The organism is Enterococcus xiangfangensis, from assembly GCF_005405365.1.
GTDB classification, from domain to species: domain Bacteria; phylum Bacillota; class Bacilli; order Lactobacillales; family Enterococcaceae; genus Enterococcus_A; species Enterococcus_A xiangfangensis.
Map to the genome: position 1 here is coordinate 355,750 of NZ_BJDX01000002.1, position 18,931 is coordinate 374,680.

Sequence of the window (18,931 nt, forward strand, 5' to 3'; positions counted from 1 at the left end):
AAATGATAAAATCGGGATCAAGTCTGTTTAATTGTATTGGTGGCAGGAATAATAATTAAAAGAAAAATGATTTTTTGAACGGTAGATTAAATAACGATATACTCATCAACCGTCACGGTTTTAGACGAGAATCTTAAAACCATAGCCACGAATATGTTCTTTTAGGAGTTCTAAGTAATGCAAAGCCAACGGACTCAGTTCTAATTGCTGTTGTTTGATCCAACCTAAAGTAATCACATCGTCATACTCTAAAGGAATGGCCACGATTTTATCGTCATTTAACTCGCTGCTGATGATGCCCGAACTTATCGTATATCCATTGAGTCCGACCATGAGATTGAAAATCGTCGCGCGATCACTGACTTTGATATTTTTTTTGCGATCCCAAGTGCTCAAGATCTCTTCGGAAAAATAAAAAGAATTTGTTTCGCCCTGTTCATAAGACAAATATGGGTAGCCTTCAAGATCTGTTAACCGGATCTTTTTTTTCGCTACTAAAGGATTGGAACGGCTAACGAATACATGCGGTTTCGCTTCAAAAAGTGGTGTGAATTCAAGTCCTTTTTCTTTAAATAATTTTTTCATGACTTGTTGGTTGAATGAATTCAAGTATAAGATCCCTAACTCGCTTTTGAAGCTGGTCAAATCGTCAAAAATATTTTCTGTTTCTGTTTCGCGCAAAGTAAAGTTGTATTCATCAGAATTCACTGTGCGTAATAGTTCCACAAATGCATGGACCACAAACGCGTAATGTTGAGCGGAGACGGAGAAACTCTGTTTCCGCAGCGGCTTATTTTTGAATTTCTCTTCTAACAGATTGACTTGATCTAAAATCTGACGGCAGTAAATCAAAAATTCACGTCCTTCAGATGTGGGAATAATCCCTTGTTTATTGCGAACAAGCAGTTGAACGTTCATTTCATTTTCTAATTCCTTCAATGCATTCGAAAGGCTGGGCTGAGTCAGATATAATGCCTTCGCGGCTTCATTGATTGAGCCTTTTTCAATAATTTTTTCAAAATAAATCAGTTGTTGCAAACGCATAATGTCACCTCTATTTTTTATGAGTATAACGGATGTTATAGCGAAAGGCTATAACTAGTTATTACTTTTTTCAGTTATTCAAGTAAAAAGAAGCGTGCTAATGTTGTCCGTACACAACTGAAGGAGGAAGTTATATGAAAACATCGATTATTGGATTTCCTAGAATTGGAGAAAATCGGGAATTAAAATTCGCAACTGAAAAATACTTTAGAAAAGAGTTAACAATTGACGAATTGGAGACTTTTTCAAAAGAGTTGCGCCAAAAACATTGGGAATTAATTAAAAATAGCGGGGTTGAAGGCATTCCTAGTAATGATTTCTCCCTTTACGATACAACCCTTGATGCAGCCTATTTACTAAATATTATTCCAAAAGAAGTAACCGAGCTGAACCTATCTGAAAGCGAAAAATACTTTGCTTTAGCCCGCGGGTATCAAGGCGAAAAAGGCGATATTAAAGCTCGACCAATGAAAAAATGGTTCAACACGAATTATCATTACATCGTGCCGAAATTTGAAAAAGAGACCAATATTTTTGTCAGCGGCGATAAAATTTTCAAGGAATATCAAGAAGCAAAAGATTTAGGGATAAATACTCGCCCAGTGATCGTTGGACCATTCACCTTGCTGCAATTGAGTGAGTTTGCCCCTGGGGTCGATCGTGCAGTCGTTGCTGAAAAATTAACAGACGCGTATAAAGAAATTTTACAACGTCTTAGCGAATTAGGTGCCGAATGGATCCAATTAGATGAACCAAGTTTAGTGAAAGATCTAACATCTGAAGAATTGCAAGAATTCAAAGCGATCTATCAAGTATTATTAGCAGATTCAACAATCAATGTCTTGCTGCAAACATATTTTGGCGATATTCGTGATGCCTATGAAACAGTGATCAATCTGCCGTTTGCTGGTGTTGGCTTGGACTTTATTGAAGGACGCAAAACTTTGGAATTAGTTAAACAAGGCTTTCCGCAAGACAAAGTGTTGTTTGCCGGTGTAGTGAACGGAAAAAATATTTGGCGCAACAATTATCAACAGACGATCGAAGTATTGAAGCAAGTCGAACAAGAAAAACTGGTTTTAACAACTTCTTGCTCATTATTGCATGTACCTTTTACTACTGAAAACGAAACGTTCTCAACAGAGATTAAGCAACATTTTGCCTTTGCTAAAGAAAAGCTAACAGAATTAGCAGAGTTAGCGGCGATTTTAGCGAACACTGATGAATCATTGAAGGCCAATCAGAAATTATTTGCTAAAAGTCGTTTTACCGAGAATAAGACGGTTCAAGAGAAAATCAAAGCATTGACTGCGGCAGACTATGTTCGTAAACCCATCTTTGAAGAACGGGTAAGTGTACAAAAGACTGCATTTGATTTTCCAGTATTACCGACGACTACGATCGGGTCTTTCCCACAAACAAGAGAAGTGAAGCAGACTCGGGCAAAATATAAACGTCAAGAAATCAGCGAAGAAACCTACGATCAATTTATTGCTCAACAAATCAATGAATGGATTGAATGGCAAGAACAAATCGGCTTAGATGTTTTAGTCCATGGAGAGTTTGAAAGAAATGATATGGTCGAATATTTCGGTCAAAACTTGTCTGGTTATCTATTCAGCAAAAACGGCTGGGTTCAGTCGTATGGTACTCGTGGAGTGAAACCGCCGATCATTTGGGGCGATGTTGCGCGGGAAAAACCGATCACAGTGAAATGGTCCGCCTATGCTCAAAAACAAACAGAAAAGATCGTCAAAGGAATGCTGACAGGTCCGGTCACGATCTTAAACTGGTCATTTCCGCGAGAAGACATCAGCTTGAAAGACTCGACTTTGCAAATTGCTTTAGCGATTCAAGAAGAAGTCCTGGATTTAGAAAAGAATGGTGTCCGAGTGATCCAGATCGATGAAGCGGCACTACGCGAAAAATTACCGCTAAGAAAAACAGACTGGTATTCAGAATATTTGGATTGGTCGATTCCGGCCTTTCGTTTAGTACACAGCAAAGTCCAAGCAACGACCCAGATCCATACGCATATGTGCTATAGCGAATTTACAGATATTATTCCGGCCATTGACCAAATGGATGCTGATGTGATCTCTTTTGAGGCCTCACGCTCAAATCTAGCCATTTTAGATGAATTGAAACAGCAAAACTTCAAAACAGCCGTTGGTCCGGGGGTCTATGACATCCATTCACCGCGAATTCCAGCAGTTGAAGAAATCAAGCAAACGATCGGTAAAATTTTAGCGAAAGTGCCTTTAGAAAAAGTTTGGATCAATCCTGATTGCGGTTTGAAAACACGGGGGATTCCAGAAACGACTGCCAGCTTGACGAACATGACAGAAGCGGTGAAACAAATCAGAGAGGAACTGTAGCCTATGTCCAGTACATTATCGTTTGAAGTTTTTCCGCCGAACACTCAAGTTGGGGCGAACAAGCTTTTTAAAACGCTGAAAGAGTTGCAGCAGTTACAACCTGATTTCATCAGTGTGACTTGTAGCAATAATCGCCAAACGATTGAAGAGACGACCTTAAAAGTGGCTGACTATATTCATAATGAGTTGAAAGTTCCAACGATCGCACATCTACCAGCGGTTTATTTGAATCAAGCGCAGCTAGACGGCTTAGTCAAACAATTAGATGCAATTGGGATCAATCAAATCTTAGCCTTGCGGGGGGACATTTTGCCAGAGTTGCCGCCGGAGAAAGATTTTCATTACGCAAGCGATCTGATTGATTATGTGAAAAAAGAAGCGCCGCATTTTCATATCAGTGGAGCCTGTTATCCTGAAGCACATCCCGAATCGCTCAGCCGAGTTGAAGATATAAAAAACTTGAAGAAAAAAGTCTCAGTCGGCTGTGAACAGCTGATCACCCAGTTGTTTTTTGATAATGAGCTGTTTTATCACTTCCAAGAAGCCTGTTATTTAGCGGATATCAAGGTCCCTATCCTTGCAGGAATTATGCCGATCGTTAATCGTAATCAAGCGCTGCGTTTGATCAAGACGACGCAGACCAAATTGCCCCGTAAGTTTTTAGCGATTTTAGAAAAATACGAGCACGACCCAGTTGCGTTAAAAGAGGCCGGGCTGGCTTATGCAATCGATCAGATCGTTGATTTGACAACGCAGGATGTTGCAGGGATTCATTTGTACACGATGAACAATGCTGAAGTCGCAAAACATATTTATCATAACACCAAAAATGTCTTGCACGGCCAAGTCAAAGCAGGTTAATTTTTTTACATTTGACATAAATGATAAAATGATTATAATTAGGTTAACGTTAATAATGAAACAGTGAAGAGAAGAGTAATTGACGGCACTAGATACAGAGACCTCGGTTGGTGAGAAAGAGGGCAAAGTAAACTCAATGAAGATGAGCTCTGAGTTTTCTAACGGGTTAACGCTTGTTAGACGGTAGCGACCGTTATTCCGCCGAGCTTCATTTGGAGCTGTCGAGGTATTTTTTAATACGAATTTGGGTGGTAACACGGTTCAAACCGTCCCTTTGTCTTATTGGCAAGGGGACGGTTTTTTTTATTCTATTGAAGGGGTGAGTGAATGGAAAAAGCAGAATTTATTCAAAACTATTATCAACAAAGACAACAGACCGATTCATTAAAATGGGATGGTTTGAAAGAACGTTATGGCGATGGTGGATTATTACCTTTATGGGTAGCAGACATGGATTTTTCTGTTCCTTCGTTTATTCAAGAAGCCTTGAAACAGCGGATCGATCACGGAATCTTCGGCTATTCATTAGTGCCAGAAACGTATTTTTCAACTTACCAACGTTGGCAAAAACGCCATGAACAGACAGCCTTTCAAAAAGATTGGCTGCACTTTACGACTGGCGTTGTTCAAGGGCTTTACGATTTGATCAATTGTTTCACAAATGAAGGGGATCAAGTCATCATCCAGCCGCCGGTCTATTATCCATTCTTTGACGCAATCAGAAAACAAAATCGTCAATTAGTAACCTCAGAACTAGTGGAAACAGAAGACGGCTATCAAATGGATCTAGCGAATTTTGAAAATAAATTGATCACTAATGATGTGAAATTATTTGTGCTCTGTTCGCCACATAATCCAGTTGGACGAGTTTGGAACAAAGCAGAATTAAAAGAGATCCTTCGTTTGTGCAAAGAAAACGACGTGCTAGTTATTTCAGATGAAATTCATTCAGATTTAATTTTGCCTGGCCATTCATTTGTTTCAGCTGTAACCGTGGCGGAAGAATTAGATTTTTTGGATCATCTGATCGTCTGCAACGCACCATCTAAAACTTTCAATTTAGCCGCATTGCTGAATGCTCACATTTGGCTGCCGGATAAAAAATTGCAAAAAAAATATCAAACGTGGGAAAGTATCCATCGGCAAACAGAAAATAGTTTGTTAGGACAACTTGCCGGACAAAAGGCTTACGATCAGGGTGATGAGTGGCTGCAAAGTTTACTGACAGTCATCGGTCAGAATTATCAACTGCTGAAAAAACAGTTGGCTGAAAATATACCTGAAATTAAAATCCACGATCTTCAAGGGACCTATTTAGCTTGGTTAGATTTGCGAAACTGGCTCTCAACAGTTGAAACGAAGCAGTTTATCCAAGAACAAGCCGGTTTGGCAATTGATTATGGCGAATGGTTTTCACCTGAAACAAAAGGATTCATTCGGATCAATTTAGCGACAAGTCCCGACAATATTGAGTCAACCGTAAAAAGATTAATAGCGGTCAACCGTAAAATCAAAGGAGGAAATTAACTATGTATCATACAGCGACAGAATTAGCCCAAATCGGGAATCATAGCGACAAACAAACAGGAGCCGTTTCCGCACCAATCTATTTATCCACGACGTATTCCCATCCAGAATTAGGTCAAAGTACCGGATATGATTACACACGAACAAAAAATCCAACACGAACGATCTTAGAAGACGCACTGGCAAAATTAGAAGCAGGAAGTCAAGGAATCGTGACGAGCTCAGGAATGAGTGCGATCCAATTAGTCTTCAATTATTTTCCCGCCAAAAGTGAATTTTTAGTCTCTCGCGATCTTTACGGCGGTAGCTATCGCTATTTTAAAGAATTGGAGCGTCAAAATTCTTCAGTCTTTCATTATTTCGATGATTTTGCCAGTTTAAAGAGTCAATTGAACGAAGACATCGATGCCGTCTTTTTGGAAACACCGACAAATCCTTTGATGCAAGAAGCTTCGATTGCTGAAACAGCAAAACTTGCTCAACAAAATAATGCCCTATTGATCGTAGACAACACCTTCTCCACACCGTTAAGACAACAACCGCTAAAAGATGGTGCGGATATTGTCGTTCATTCTGGTACGAAATTTTTAAGTGGACACAATGATTTGCTTGCAGGTGTCGTAGTCGCTAAAGATGCGGAGCTAGGAGAAAAATTGGCTTGGCTCTGTAACACGACTGGTCCTACTTTATCAAGTTTTGATAGTTGGTTGTTTATCCGCAGCTTAAAAACATTGAAAGTTCGATTTGAACAACAAGAGCGCAATGCGCAAGAAATCGCCGAAGCATTAAAAACATTTCCGCAAATAGAAAAAGTACTGTATCCTGGAATCGGGGGAATGATCAGTTTTTATGTCAATGATGCAAAAAAAATCGATCGTTTTTTAGCCGAATTAAAATTGATTACTTTTGCCGAAAGTTTAGGTGGCGTAGAGACGTTGATCACGTATCCGACAACGCAAACCCATGCGGATATTCCGAAAGAATTGCGGGAATCTTATGGGTTGACCGATAAGCTATTGCGCCTTTCGGTTGGGATCGAAGACAGTCAAGACTTGTTATCTGATCTTACTCAAGGATTAAAGGTATTCGAAAGTTAGGGATCGTTGGTTGAATGATCGAGGAGGAAGAAAAATGAATTTACAGCAATACCGATATGTTTTGACTATTGCCCAAGTAGGGAGTTTTAGTCAGGCTGCCAAGGAATTATTTGTGACACAGCCTAGTCTTTCCAGTTCAATCAAAGAAATAGAAAATGAATTAGATGTCCAACTGTTTCACCGCTCAAAGTCAGGCGTTTGCCTGACTGAAGCGGGTAGTGATTTTTTGATTTACGCAAAGCGGATCTTATCGCAAGTGGAAGAGATGGAGAAACATTTTGTGTCAGGGACTAAAAAAAATTTTACTGTAAGTTCGCAGCACTATGATTTTTTATATGATCCCTTCATAAAAGTTACGAAAAAATTTCAAACAGCATGCCAGAATTTTTATTTAGTTGAGACAACGACTCAGAAAATATTGGAAAGTATTCGGGATTTTGAAAGCGAACTAGGGATCTTATACTTAAATCCGCAGAGTAAACGAATGTTTGAGCGTTATTTCAGTCAAGAAAGTCTTAATTTTGAGGTGTTGGGTAATTTTTCTACGCATATCTATTTAGGAAAGAATCATCCGCTAGCAGCTAAGCCCGTTTTGACCAATGACGATCTAATTGCTTATCCGCAAGTTCGATTTATTCAAGAAGATCACGGTTCTGCTCATTTAGATGAAGACCCGATCAATAGTTCCAAAGAACAATCAAATCTTTATACAAACGATCGCGGGACGTTAATGAATTTATTGGATGCCTCAGATGCCTATGCTTCTGGTCTGGGAATTCTCAACGAATTAACAAAAGATCAAATCGTTTTGCGGCCATTAAAAGACGCCGATGTCCACTCATTAGTCGTAATCACCAATACTCGGCGCAAGCAATCAGAAATGGGCGCGTTCTTTTTGGCAGAATTAAAACGGACGTTACAAAAAACACAAGATGATATAGTTAAAACCAATGGATAGTCATAAAATTTATCAATTGGATTAACTGTACGATCAACTGTATAGTTAATCCATTAAATAGAACGAATTTTGGAAGGGGCATTTTTTTATGGAAGAGTTCAAACAAGCACATAAAATGATGATGCCATGCATGATGTGTCTATGTCCATCATGTTCTTTGGTATCCCCTTGAATGACGACATTTTAAAATGACGAAGTTTAAAGACGACCAAAGGACTTGAATTTATTTCAAGTCCTTTTTCGTTTCTTAAAAAGCGGATGGAGGAATCCTACAGCTTAATTTATGAAGTATTACAAGAAAAGCACTTTTTAGAGTTATAGGAAGAAGGCGAGTGTTTCAGGCTCATGTTATCCACTTATTTATCAGAATAATCCGACATTTATAAAATTAGGAGTGATACAAATGAACTATAATACACGATTGATCCAAGGGATTCCGGTGGAAGAGAATCCATATCAAGCGATCGTCCCGCCGATTTTTTTAGCAACGACTTACAAACAAGATAACTTTGAACAGCCGAATGAGTCAGGCATCGTTTATGGACGCGGCGGAAATCCTACCCGTAATCAATTAGAAAAACTAGTTGCTCAATTAGAAAATGGTGTGGCAGCTCAAGCCGCAGCCAGTGGCATGGCAGCTCTTGCTAGTGTCACCCAGCTAGTCAAACCAGGAGAAATAATTTTGACCCAAGGAAATATTTATGGCGGTACGTTTGATTTATTGGAAGACTTAAAAGAACACGGAATCCAAGTGATTTATCATGAAGATTTGAATCGATTAGAAAAAAGTGATTTTACCCCAGACGTAAAATTAGTTTTGATTGAATCACCTTCCAATCCGTCGCTGCAAGTAACAGATATTCAGAAGATCGCGGTGCTGGCGCATGAACAGGAGGCGCTAGTCGCTGTCGATAATACTTTTTTGACGAGCTACCTGCAAAAACCGCTTGATTTAGGAGCGGATATCGTGATTTATTCCGCTACGAAATATCTTTCTGGTCATGCCGATGTCATCGCTGGATTAACGGTAGTCAAAGATACCGGCTTGGCTGAAAAGCTAGCGCATATCCAACATACTTTCGGTGGAATTCTCGCACCTTTTGACAGTTACAGTTTGATTCGCGGCATTAAAACGCTGAGTGTCCGCTTTGATCGTCAAATCGAGAATACCAAAGAGCTGATCCGATTTATTGAAGAAAAAGGATTTACAACTTACTTCCCAGGCTCGGCGCCAGAACAAAAAGAAATCCAAGCAAGACAAGCAAAAGATATCGGCGCATTGTTTTCGTTTGAATTGCCAGAAGCGTATGATTTGCAAACTTTTTTAAGCGGATTGAAAATCTTTGCCTTCGCACCGAGTCTTGGTGGAGTCGAGAGTTTGATCGGAACACCGGCAACCACGTCGCATCGATCGTTTACCCCTGAACAACGTGCTCACTTTGGAATCAGCGATCGTTTGATTCGAGTAGCGGTAGGAATCGAAGACATCGCTGATTTGCGTGATGACCTCGAAAAAGCATTAGAAAACAGCAGAAAGGAGTAAACGAAGATGCCTACATTATTAGATTTGATTGGTCAAACGCCAATCGTCCAGTTGCAAAGAATCGTTCCATCAGAATTAAGTGAAGTTTATGTCAAACTTGAGTCATTCAATCTAGGCGGCAGTATAAAAGATCGAATTGCAAAAGCTATGGTAGAGGCTGCTGAAAAGAAAGGGATCTTGACTCCAGGAAAAACGATCGTTGAAGCGACGAGTGGCAATACAGGAATCGGTTTAGCCTTGATCGGCGCTTTGAAGGGTTATCAAGTAGTGATTGCATTACCAGAGATTGTAAGTGAAGAACGAAAAAAATTGATTCGCGCATATGGAGCAACCGTTATTGAAACACCAGCAGAAGAAGGTCTGCAAGGACCTTTTCGAATCGTAGAAGAGTATTTAGCAAAAGGTGATGATTACGTCACATTAAAACAATTTGAAAATATTGTGAATCCAAACGCACATCAGCAGACGACTGGACCTGAAATCACCGATTTTTTCAACGGTACTCCTGATGTCTTAGTAGCCGGTATCGGAACAGGCGGAACGATCACCGGAGTAGGCCAGTATTTGCGACAAATCGATCCTGACGTAAAAATTATTGCCGTGGAGCCAAAAGAATCCGCGGTTTTAAATGGAGGAGCGGCTGGTCCACACATTATCCAAGGAATCGGAGCCGGCTTTATTCCAGAAATTTTAGACCAGACAATTTATGATTCTGTTTTCGATGTACCAGGTCAGGAAGCTAAAAAAACCGCACAAGAATTAGCGAGAAAAGAAGGGCTGCTCGTAGGTTTTTCTGGTGGGGCAGCAGTCTATGCCGCATTAGAAGAAGCTAAAAAAGCTACAAAACCAACAAAAATTTTGGCGATCGTTCCAGATAATGGGGAACGTTACCTATCTACAACATTATTTGACGAGGACGCTACTATTCTTGCTTAGTCTGATAGGCGGCAGGGATAAAATAATTTTTTTAGAAAAATGGTCCGCATATGAGGAGGATAAAGATAAATGGAATTAAAAAGAGCAAATGACGCAGAAATTGGTAAGAAAGGTCGGTTTGTCCGACAAAATAATCAGTTTATCGCAACTTTTGGGCAAGAGGAAGGTCAATTGCCGGTTGAAGCAAATAAATATCGCTTATTATGGGCGCCTGTTTGTCCTTGGGCGCATCGAGCAGTGATCGTTCGATCGGTACTTGGATTAGATAAGGTGATCAGTCTAGGCACCGCTGATCCGATTCGTCCGAAACTAGATCATATCGATTGGGCATTTACGCTAGATGAAAACGATGTAGATCCTGTTTTAGGTATCCACTATATTGGAGAAGCGTACTTAAACGCAGATCCAACCTATGATAAACGGCCAACTGTCCCTGCTTTAGTAGATATTGAAACGAAGAAAGTTGTCGAAAATGACTACCATAATTTAACGTATTATTTTGAACGAGATTGGAAAGAACTGCATAAAGCAGGTGCGCCTGATCTATTTCCTGAAGAATTGGAAGATGAAATTCGTGAGCTGAACGATATAATTTTCCATGATATCAATAACGGCGTCTATAAAGCCGGCTTTGCTCGCTCTCAAGAAGCGTATGAAGAAGCGTATAACGCAGTTTTTGATCGGTTGGACTGGTTGGAAGAACGGCTTAGCCAGCAACGTTATTTACATGGCAATCAACTGACAGATAGTGATGTCCGTTTATATACGACACTTGCACGATTTGATGTTGCTTATTATGGCGCCTTCCATGTAAATAAACGCAGACTGATTGATTATCCTAATTTGTGGGCTTATGCACGAGATTTATACCAAACTCCAGGTTTTGGCGATACGACAGATTTTGATGGAATCAAGAAACATTATTTCTTATCTATTCATATCGATACGACCGAAGAAAAAATAAAAATTCTGCCTAAAGGACCCGATACGAGTATTTGGTTGGAGCCTTCTGGTCGTGCAGAAAAATTTCATAATTAATAATGGATCAAAAGGAAAAGAAAATGACAGATATTAGTTTTGGTACAGAATTGACAAACGTCAATTGGACGGACGTCACGCAATTACTGCATTCTTATGGGTTGACCGACTTGTCGGAAGACAAAATCAAACTGGCTTTTGAGAATAGTTACCGATTTGTTTTTGTCTTTGACGCAGAGGGTCAGACTGTGGGTGTGGCTAGAGCAGTATCGGACGGTGTGACCCATGCAGAAATATACAATATTGCTTTAGCAGAAAAATACCATCATCTAGGAATCGGTCGTCAGTTGTTTCAACGTTTGGTGGATCAGCTAGATGGGATGATTGTTACTTTATATACGCATCCTAAAACGATCGAATGGTATAAAAGTCTGGGAATGTCGCAATTAAATACGGCGATGGTCCTATTTCGGCCTCATGAAAAAGAATGGATGTTACAAGAAAAATTTATTGATGATTAGAGGAGTGTTTTTATGAAATTGTTTCAAAAAATCGGGTTGGTTGCAGTATTAAGTTTAGCGGTAGTCGGTACGGCTGCTTGCGGGAAAAAAGCCGCGGCTGAACAACCGAAAAAAGAAGAGATCGTTATCGCAACGGGGGCGTATCCTAAACCGTATGCCTATGAAGAAGATGGCAAATTAAAAGGATTTGATATCGATTTAGCCAAAGCGGTGTTTAAAAAATTACCACAATATACTGTTTCATTTGAAAAAACAGAGTTTCCTTCTATTTTAGCGGGAATCGATACAGGACGTTATCAAATGGGCGCCAATTCATTTGCAAAAAGTGAAGAAAGAACAGAAAAATATCAGTTCTCAGAGGCCCTTTATAATAACCCAATGGGGATTATTCTTCCTAAAGATTCTACTATTAAAAGTTTTGACGATTTGGCCGGCAAAAAGACTTCCGGGGAACCGGCTGTCAGCTATTCCGTATTGATCGAAGACTATAACAAGAAACATACGGATAATCCAATCAAATTGAGCTATACCGAAGAAGACATGGTCAAACAATTCCAAAATGTTGAAAATGGTAAACTTGATTTCAAATTGGAAAGTATCATTATTGCTAATCAAGTCATTAAAGATCAAAAATTGAATTTGAAAACAGTGGAAGTTCCTCAAGGGACTGTTGATAGCCGTTCAGCTTACAGCTACTTTGTTTTTGCAAAAACAAAAGAAGGAAAAGCCTTAGCAAAAAAGGTCAACAAAGTCTTAGATTCCTTCCGCGAAGATGGAACCTTGCAGAAACTTAGCGAACAATACTTTGGGAAAGACTACGTCCCAGATGCTTCAGAGGCAAAAGAATAGAGGTTTAAAAAATGGAACAGTTATTTGATATCCGCCTGTTTTTTTCAAGTATTCCAGAATTATTAGAGTTTTTGCCGATCTCACTATTGATCACCGGTGTCTCAATGATTTTTGGACTGCTGTTGGCGTTAGTATTTGCTCTAGTAAGAAATACGAAGATCCCAGTTTTGAGTCAAATCATTACGGTCCTTGTTTCGTTTGTTCGTGGGACACCAATCATCGTTCAATTGTATCTAACTTATAATGGGATTCCGCTGCTTTTAAAATACATCAATATGCAATATGGAACGGATCTGTCTGTCAATGACGTTCCTCCGTTATTGTTCGTTTTTGTAACTTTTGCAATAAACGAAGCGGCCTACAATTCTGAAACTCTTCGGGCAGCCTTTGGTTCGGTTGACCGCTATCAAATTGAAGCAGCCGAATCTTTAGGAATGACATTCCCACAAATTTTGAGAAGAGTCATTATTCCCGAAGCGGCCACAGTAGCCATTCCGCCATTAGGCAACTCATTGATCAGCTTGCTCAAAGGAACTTCGTTGGCTTTTGTAGCGGGGGTAACCGAAATGACTGCTCAAGGAAAAATAATTTCTGGGTCGAATTTCCGATATTTTGAAGTCTATCTAGCATTAGCTGTGATCTATTGGGTATTGACGATCATCATCGAACTAGTTATTCGCTTCCTAGAAGACCGTATGATGATCAAACAGCCGGTGAATCGATCGGAAAAACGCAAGGCGATCGAAGTGAAAGAAAATTATTCTCAAGGAAGTGAATTTTTTTGATTGAGATCAAAGGTTTATCGAAAAGCTTCGGCACACAAAAGGTGATCGATGATATCGAGTTAGAGATTGAAACAGGGGATGTCGTCGCGCTTATTGGTTCTTCTGGTGCGGGGAAATCAACGTTTCTAAGAACCTTAAATTACTTAGAAAAAGCAGATCATGGCAAACTTGTGATCGATGACTTTTCTGTTGACTTTTCGACGATCACAAAAAATGAAATTTTAGAATTGCGTCGGAGAACTGCAATGGTTTTTCAGCAGTTTGCGTTATTTGAACGAAAAACGGCGATCCAAAATGTGATGGAAGGTCTCGTGATCGTTAAGGGAATCGATAAACAAACCGCATACCAACAGGCTGCAGCAGAATTAGCCAACGTCGGACTTGAAGATCGCTCAGAGTATTATCCGCAGCAATTATCCGGAGGTCAGCAACAGCGAGTAGCAATCGCCCGTTCACTGGCGATGAAACCGCGGCTTTTATTATTAGATGAACCGACATCGGCGTTAGATCCGGAATTGGTTCAAGAAGTGTTGACAACAATCAAAGGTGCTGCTGAAGCAGGACAAACGATGGTCTTAGTTTCGCACGAGATGGACTTTGTCTATGAAGTAGCCACGAAGGTATTGTTTTTAGAAAAAGGGAAAATTATTGAAAGCGGACCGACAAAAGAAGTCTTTCATCGTCCGCAACATCCGCGAACTCAAGAATTCTTGCGGAAATTTTCATGATAGGACTTAGAAAGGCGAAGCCAATGAATTTAAAACAACAGTTAGTCGAGATTCGACATTACTTGCACCAACATCCAGAGCGTTCTGGAGCAGAATTCCAAACAACCAAATTTTTGAAAGAACAATTAATAGCAAAAAATATTCGGCTAGTTCCCACAACATTAAAAACTGGCGTGATAGCTGAGATCGGAAATCCAGCAAAAGGTCCGACCATTGCGTTGCGGGCAGATATCGATGCTTTGCCTATTGATGAACAGACTGGACTTTCCTATGCCTCTGTTTATTCAGGGACGATGCATGCATGTGGACACGATTTTCATCAGACTTCGTTGCTAGGTGCCGCCTTTTTGTTAAAAGAAAAAGAAGAACAGTTAAACGGATTAGTTCGTTTGATTTTTCAACCAGCAGAAGAAGGACATTTTGGTGCTCAACAAGTGATCGATGCAGGACATCTGGAAGATGTCCAAGCGATTATTGGTTACCATAATCATCCGGGACTTGCTCCAGGAAAAATCGGATTGCGACCAGCCGGAATCATGGCGGCCGTCGACCAATTTGAAGTAACGATTCATGGAGTAGGCACGCATGCTGCTGCTCCTCATCTTGGAGTCGACGTGCTAGTAACGATCAGCGGGATTATTCAGAATTTGCAATCGATCGTCGCTCGCAACAGCTCGCCTTTAAATCCATCTGTGGTTAGTGTGACCCATATGACTGCTGGAAATACTTGGAATGTGTTGCCTGATCAAGGATTCTTTGAAGGAACACTGCGGAGTTTTTCTCCGGCAAGCCGTGAATTATTAAATCAACGATTTGTTGAAATTGTAGAACATACCGCTGCAACTTATGGCGCAAAAGCAACGATCAAAATGATTCCTGGACCGCCAGTAACTTTTAACGATCCTCAATTAACAGAGTGGGCGATTGAAGCGAGTCAAGAGGCTGGTGATGTTTTACATGTTGAACCTTCAACAGCTGGTGAAGATTTTGCCAATTTCCAACAAAAGATTCCAGGGGTCTTTGCTTTTATCGGTTCAAACGGTGAAGAGGGCGCTCCAGCATGGCATCACAGCGACTTTATCGTAAAAGATGAAGGACTCATGACCGCTGTAAATTATTATGTTGTCAATGCAGAAAATTTATTGGAAAAGTTAAGCGACAACGATTCGAAATAGTCTATCCGTGTTGATAAACATCAAGCTTGATGTTTATCAACACTTTTTTTCTCAAAAATTTTCTACCGTCAGCCAAAAAACTTTAAACGATTTTTATGAAGTTTTCTACAGATTTTGTATGCGGTTCCTTTTTGTGATTGCTATCTCTTTTTAAACCATGTATGCTTGATTATAGGACAAAAAAATTATTTAAGGCGGGTGCAAAGATGAAGCAACATCCATTAGAAGGTAAAACAGCCATAATCAAATTTGATTCAGGACTGCAGTTTCGGATTGATTTTTTAGCAGAAAAGCAGTTGCGGTGGACGTCTATTCGAAAAGAAGATGAAGGCGCAACTGATGTTGAAACGATTCATATTGAAGAATATCCGGGCGGAATCTTTTCAGTTGATTGGGTCGAAGAATCCGGATTGTGTGTTTCTTATACTATTGATACGAACAATGCGTTTGTTAAAAGTTTTATGACATTCTCTGATGAGAATTATCGCGGCGGGCGGCGACCGTTTGTTCATGAAGGAACTTTCCAGTTCATTGAAACAAGTGAGCCTGTCTAGATAGGGCAGTAGCAACGGATGAAATTAAAAAGCAAAGGATACAAACTCGCACGTTGAGTGAGGTTGTATCCTTTTTGATGGTTAAAAAAATTGTTTAATTTAATGGAGATGGAGAAGTAGTAAATTTCTGATCATCAGGACTAGATAATTTAGAAATACGGTCGGTTGCACTAGTTGAAGATCACAGACTATAACATGACTTAAAAAGTAAAATCAGTTTAGTTCATTCGGCAGAATTGGTCCAGTTAGACGGTAGTTTTTAGATAGTCTCTTAAACTTTATCAAATTTATTTAGGTTACGTTCAGGTAACTATAGAACTTTAAAGTGCGTACTTACAATAAAGCTGCAATTGGACTAAAATAGACTTATTCCCAAATAAAGGAGTTACTATACGATGTCGAATTATGCTTTTTTAAAAACGTATCAGTTCAAAAATGGCGTTGAAATCAAAAACCGGATCGTTATTCCGCCAATGACCGAAGCATCCAGTTTAGAAAATGGAGCCGTGTCTCAAGACGAGTTACGCTATTTCAAAATCCATACAGGTGGCGCAGGTATGTTTATTGCGCCAGCTGCGAATGTTACTGCACTTGGTAAAGGCTTTGAAGGTCAGCTATCTATCGCTGAAGATCGGTTTCTACCTGGATTGACTCGCTTAGCTGAAACAATCAAACATGATGGGACAAAAGCTATCTTGCAATTGTATCACGCAGGGCGGATGTCTAATTCTGCTATTCTTCGCGGACAACAGACAGTCAGTGCCAGTGCAGTTGCGGCTCCCCGTCCAGGTTCTGAAACACCACGGGAACTAACTGAAGCAGAAATCGAAACGATTATCACAGCTTTTGGCGAAGCGACTCGTCGCGCCATCCAAGCAGGTTTTGATGGAATTGAATTGCATGGTGCGAATACTTATTTGCTGCAACAATTCTTTTCACCACATTCAAATCGGCGCACTGATCAATGGGGCGGAACGATCGAAAAACGGATGGCTTTTATATTAAAAGTAATTACTAGTGTTCAGACCGCTGTACGCAACTATGCGACGACCCCTTTTATTATCGGTTATCGAATCTCGCCAGAAGAACTAGAGACTCCGGGGATTCGGATGGCAGACACATTGAAACTGGTAGATGTTTTAGCTGACCAACCAATTGACTATTTACATATTTCTCTTGGAGATGTTTGGCAGTCTTCGTTAAATGATAAAAATGATTCAGAGCCGCTAGTTTTGAAAATCAAACGTCAATTAGCGGGTCGTTTGCCTATCATCGCAGTTGGTGGATTAAAAACACCAGCAGAAGTTGAAAAAGTAATGGAGGCAGGTATCGATTTTGCTGCTTTAGGACACGAAAGTCTTTACGAACCGCATTGGGTCCAGAAAGTGATCGCCGATCAGATCGACACAATCCGTTATTCGATCGCTGAAGCTGATTATGAAGAACTAGGGATCAACTTAGCCTTTCGTGAATTCGGACATCTTTAAAATCGAAATAAGATTGACGTATTGGTCAGTTATAACTTGTACACTTCAGATCGCTAGAAATGATTCTAGCGATTTTTTTATAATTATTTCATGAGTTGATGTTCAGCAAGAACCTCTGCAGCTGACATCTCCTGTACGTATTTTTCGGTTCCATCATTTACCGCTTTGCCATAATACGCACGTTTAAAGTTGATCTCATCTAGCGTGTCATTTAGTTGCTGCATTTTTTGCTCAAGTGAAACTTTCAATTCTTCAAACATTTCTTTCCGCAATTGAAGGGTGGCATCGCCTGCTAAACACCATTGAATAAAGATCTTAATGTCCTTGATCTGCATTCCAGCGAGTTTCAAACATTGGATCATTTCAATCGTAGCAATATTTTTCTGCGAAAATATCCGATTTCCTGATGGATCTTTTACTAAATCAGGAATTAATTCTTGCTTATCATAATAACGAATAGTTGATATTGGCAAAGCAAAGCGTTGGGCTACTTCACCGATAGAAAAAGTTGTTTGCATTATTTTGGCTCCTTTTTTCATTTTACTGTTGACCTAAAGTTGAGTTTAGATGATATAGTGATTTTACCAAATTTTAGAGAATAAAGCGAAAAGGGGTTTTTACATGTCGATTAAAAATAAAGTAGTTGTCATTACAGGTGCTTCAAGCGGAATTGGTGCTGCAACTGCCAAAAAATTAGCTGAAAAAGGAGCGAAATTAGTTTTGGGGGCACGTCGGAAAGATAGATTGCAAGAGTTGGCAAATGAGATCAAGCAAGCTGGCGGTCAAGTGATTTTTCAAGTAACTGATGTAACAAAAGTTTCCGATAACCAAAAGTTAGTTGAACTTGCTCAAACACATTTCGGCGGAGTAGATGTCATCTTTTTAAATGCCGGTCTGATGCCCAATTCACCGTTATCAGATTTGAAGACTGACGAGTGGAATCAAATGGTCGATGTCAACATCAAAGGCGTCTTAAATGGTATCGCGGCGGTCTTGCCAATATTTAAAGAACAAAAAGCGGGTCACGTGATCACGACTTCCTCCGTGGCTGGTTTAAAAGCATATCCTGGAGGAGCTGTTTATGGCGCAACCAAATGGGCCGTCCGAGATTTAATGGAAGTTTTGCGGATGGAATCCGCTCAAGAAGGTTCAAACATTCGGACCGCAACAATTTATCCTGCGGCGATCAAGACCGAATTATTAGATACGATTACTGATAAAACATCCAAAGAAGGAATGGCCCAACTTTACGATACTTACCAAATTGGACCAGAAAGTGTCGCTAATATTGTATCGTTTGCCATCGATCAGCCGGAAAATACGAATGTAAGTGAATTTACTGTGGGACCAACTAATCAACCTTGGTAAACACCGTCATTCAGACAAAAAAATACTAGATCATTTCATAAAAAAGCAGAGAAACAATTGCCAAAGGAACTGACCCAATAACCTGAGACAAAATAAAAAAGCACCCCTTGTTGAATTCAAGTTAAAATGAATTTAACAAGGA

At 39.9% G+C, this 18,931-nt stretch carries 18 protein-coding genes and 1 other annotated feature; of the genes, 16 read left to right on the top strand and 2 right to left on the bottom strand.

The features are described 5' to 3' along the window. Positions 1-120: 120 nt before the first annotated feature. Positions 121-1,044, bottom strand: a complete 924-nt coding sequence (locus FFM68_RS03860; RefSeq protein ID WP_137618116.1) for a LysR family transcriptional regulator — start codon at positions 1,042-1,044, stop codon at positions 121-123. Positions 1,045-1,178: 134 nt separating this feature from the next. Between FFM68_RS03860 and metE the strand changes: the two genes are divergently transcribed. The 15 genes from metE (at position 1,179) to FFM68_RS03935 (ending at position 17,421) form a co-directional block, all read left to right on the top strand. Further along, positions 1,179-3,422: a 5-methyltetrahydropteroyltriglutamate--homocysteine S-methyltransferase gene (gene metE, locus FFM68_RS03865; RefSeq protein WP_137618117.1), complete on the top strand. Its 2,244-nt coding sequence runs from the start codon at positions 1,179-1,181 to the stop codon at positions 3,420-3,422. A 3-nt stretch (positions 3,423-3,425) separates the two neighbouring features. After that, a complete protein-coding gene (metF, locus tag FFM68_RS03870; RefSeq protein WP_137618118.1) occupies positions 3,426-4,283 on the top strand; it encodes a methylenetetrahydrofolate reductase [NAD(P)H] in 858 nt (285 codons plus the stop codon). A gap of 54 nt (positions 4,284-4,337) precedes the next feature. Next, positions 4,338-4,560, top strand: a binding site (T-box leader). Between the two features lie 50 nt (positions 4,561-4,610). Next, on the top strand, positions 4,611-5,810 hold the full coding sequence (locus FFM68_RS03875) for a MalY/PatB family protein (RefSeq protein ID WP_137618119.1): 1,200 nt from the start codon (positions 4,611-4,613) through the stop codon (positions 5,808-5,810). Positions 5,811-5,812: 2 nt separating this feature from the next. Further along, complete coding sequence (locus tag FFM68_RS03880) at positions 5,813-6,907, top strand: aminotransferase class I/II-fold pyridoxal phosphate-dependent enzyme (protein ID WP_137618120.1); 1,095 nt, start codon at positions 5,813-5,815, stop codon at positions 6,905-6,907. Between the two features lie 34 nt (positions 6,908-6,941). After that, the gene (locus tag FFM68_RS03885; protein WP_137618121.1) at positions 6,942-7,865 is read left to right on the top strand and encodes a LysR family transcriptional regulator; all 924 of its coding nucleotides are present in this window, start codon (positions 6,942-6,944) and stop codon (positions 7,863-7,865) included. A 403-nt stretch (positions 7,866-8,268) separates the two neighbouring features. Beyond that, entirely contained in the window at positions 8,269-9,408 is a 1,140-nt protein-coding gene (locus tag FFM68_RS03890) for a trans-sulfuration enzyme family protein (RefSeq protein ID WP_137618122.1), read from the top strand. Positions 9,409-9,414: 6 nt separating this feature from the next. Next, entirely contained in the window at positions 9,415-10,344 is a 930-nt protein-coding gene (gene cysK / locus FFM68_RS03895) for a cysteine synthase A (protein WP_137618123.1), read from the top strand. A 69-nt stretch (positions 10,345-10,413) separates the two neighbouring features. After that, positions 10,414-11,382, top strand: coding sequence for a glutathione S-transferase family protein (locus FFM68_RS03900; RefSeq protein WP_137618124.1), 969 nt, complete (start codon positions 10,414-10,416; stop codon positions 11,380-11,382). A gap of 23 nt (positions 11,383-11,405) precedes the next feature. Next, complete coding sequence (locus tag FFM68_RS03905) at positions 11,406-11,843, top strand: GNAT family N-acetyltransferase (protein WP_167483446.1); 438 nt, start codon at positions 11,406-11,408, stop codon at positions 11,841-11,843. Between the two features lie 12 nt (positions 11,844-11,855). Then, positions 11,856-12,692 (top strand): transporter substrate-binding domain-containing protein, encoded by an 837-nt coding sequence (locus FFM68_RS03910; RefSeq protein WP_137618126.1) that lies wholly within the window; start codon positions 11,856-11,858, stop codon positions 12,690-12,692. Positions 12,693-12,703: 11 nt separating this feature from the next. Further along, positions 12,704-13,477: an amino acid ABC transporter permease gene (locus FFM68_RS03915; protein ID WP_137618127.1), complete on the top strand. Its 774-nt coding sequence runs from the start codon at positions 12,704-12,706 to the stop codon at positions 13,475-13,477. Continuing rightward, the gene (locus FFM68_RS03920) at positions 13,474-14,205 is read left to right on the top strand and encodes an amino acid ABC transporter ATP-binding protein (RefSeq protein WP_137618128.1); all 732 of its coding nucleotides are present in this window, start codon (positions 13,474-13,476) and stop codon (positions 14,203-14,205) included. The genes FFM68_RS03915 and FFM68_RS03920 overlap by 4 nt, the downstream gene beginning before the upstream one ends. Before the next feature lie 23 nt (positions 14,206-14,228). Beyond that, positions 14,229-15,380, top strand: coding sequence for an amidohydrolase (locus FFM68_RS03925; RefSeq protein WP_137618151.1), 1,152 nt, complete (start codon positions 14,229-14,231; stop codon positions 15,378-15,380). Between the two features lie 206 nt (positions 15,381-15,586). Continuing rightward, positions 15,587-15,934 (top strand): MoaF-related domain-containing protein, encoded by a 348-nt coding sequence (locus tag FFM68_RS03930; protein WP_137618129.1) that lies wholly within the window; start codon positions 15,587-15,589, stop codon positions 15,932-15,934. Positions 15,935-16,329: 395 nt separating this feature from the next. After that, positions 16,330-17,421, top strand: coding sequence for an NADH-dependent flavin oxidoreductase (locus FFM68_RS03935; protein WP_137618130.1), 1,092 nt, complete (start codon positions 16,330-16,332; stop codon positions 17,419-17,421). An 83-nt stretch (positions 17,422-17,504) separates the two neighbouring features. On the opposite strand, the gene FFM68_RS03940 is transcribed toward FFM68_RS03935, so the two are convergent. After that, positions 17,505-17,939: a MerR family transcriptional regulator gene (locus FFM68_RS03940; RefSeq protein WP_137618131.1), complete on the bottom strand. Its 435-nt coding sequence runs from the start codon at positions 17,937-17,939 to the stop codon at positions 17,505-17,507. A 103-nt stretch (positions 17,940-18,042) separates the two neighbouring features. Between FFM68_RS03940 and FFM68_RS03945 the strand changes: the two genes are divergently transcribed. Further along, positions 18,043-18,789 carry an SDR family oxidoreductase gene (locus tag FFM68_RS03945; RefSeq protein ID WP_137618132.1) on the top strand — a complete coding sequence of 249 codons (747 nt, stop codon included), beginning with the start codon at positions 18,043-18,045 and terminating at the stop codon, positions 18,787-18,789. Positions 18,790-18,931 lie beyond the last annotated feature (142 nt).

What these genes read in the sequence shown, in the direction of transcription:
- cysK (WP_137618123.1), top strand. Translation starts at nt 9,415, where the DNA reads ATGCCTACATTATTAGATTTGATTGGTCAAACGCCAATCGTCCAGTTG.
- FFM68_RS03935 (WP_137618130.1), top strand. Translation starts at nt 16,330, where the DNA reads ATGTCGAATTATGCTTTTTTAAAAACGTATCAGTTCAAAAATGGCGTT.
- FFM68_RS03910 (WP_137618126.1), top strand. Translation starts at nt 11,856, where the DNA reads ATGAAATTGTTTCAAAAAATCGGGTTGGTTGCAGTATTAAGTTTAGCG.
- FFM68_RS03900 (WP_137618124.1), top strand. Translation starts at nt 10,414, where the DNA reads ATGGAATTAAAAAGAGCAAATGACGCAGAAATTGGTAAGAAAGGTCGG.
- FFM68_RS03880 (WP_137618120.1), top strand. Translation starts at nt 5,813, where the DNA reads ATGTATCATACAGCGACAGAATTAGCCCAAATCGGGAATCATAGCGAC.
- FFM68_RS03940 (WP_137618131.1), bottom strand. Translation starts at nt 17,939, where the DNA reads ATGCAAACAACTTTTTCTATCGGTGAAGTAGCCCAACGCTTTGCTTTG.
- FFM68_RS03905 (WP_167483446.1), top strand. Translation starts at nt 11,406, where the DNA reads ATGACAGATATTAGTTTTGGTACAGAATTGACAAACGTCAATTGGACG.
- FFM68_RS03945 (WP_137618132.1), top strand. Translation starts at nt 18,043, where the DNA reads ATGTCGATTAAAAATAAAGTAGTTGTCATTACAGGTGCTTCAAGCGGA.
- FFM68_RS03875 (WP_137618119.1), top strand. Translation starts at nt 4,611, where the DNA reads ATGGAAAAAGCAGAATTTATTCAAAACTATTATCAACAAAGACAACAG.
- FFM68_RS03915 (WP_137618127.1), top strand. Translation starts at nt 12,704, where the DNA reads ATGGAACAGTTATTTGATATCCGCCTGTTTTTTTCAAGTATTCCAGAA.
- FFM68_RS03930 (WP_137618129.1), top strand. Translation starts at nt 15,587, where the DNA reads ATGAAGCAACATCCATTAGAAGGTAAAACAGCCATAATCAAATTTGAT.
- FFM68_RS03860 (WP_137618116.1), bottom strand. Translation starts at nt 1,044, where the DNA reads ATGCGTTTGCAACAACTGATTTATTTTGAAAAAATTATTGAAAAAGGC.
- metE (WP_137618117.1), top strand. Translation starts at nt 1,179, where the DNA reads ATGAAAACATCGATTATTGGATTTCCTAGAATTGGAGAAAATCGGGAA.
- metF (WP_137618118.1), top strand. Translation starts at nt 3,426, where the DNA reads ATGTCCAGTACATTATCGTTTGAAGTTTTTCCGCCGAACACTCAAGTT.
- FFM68_RS03925 (WP_137618151.1), top strand. Translation starts at nt 14,229, where the DNA reads ATGAATTTAAAACAACAGTTAGTCGAGATTCGACATTACTTGCACCAA.
- FFM68_RS03885 (WP_137618121.1), top strand. Translation starts at nt 6,942, where the DNA reads ATGAATTTACAGCAATACCGATATGTTTTGACTATTGCCCAAGTAGGG.
- FFM68_RS03890 (WP_137618122.1), top strand. Translation starts at nt 8,269, where the DNA reads ATGAACTATAATACACGATTGATCCAAGGGATTCCGGTGGAAGAGAAT.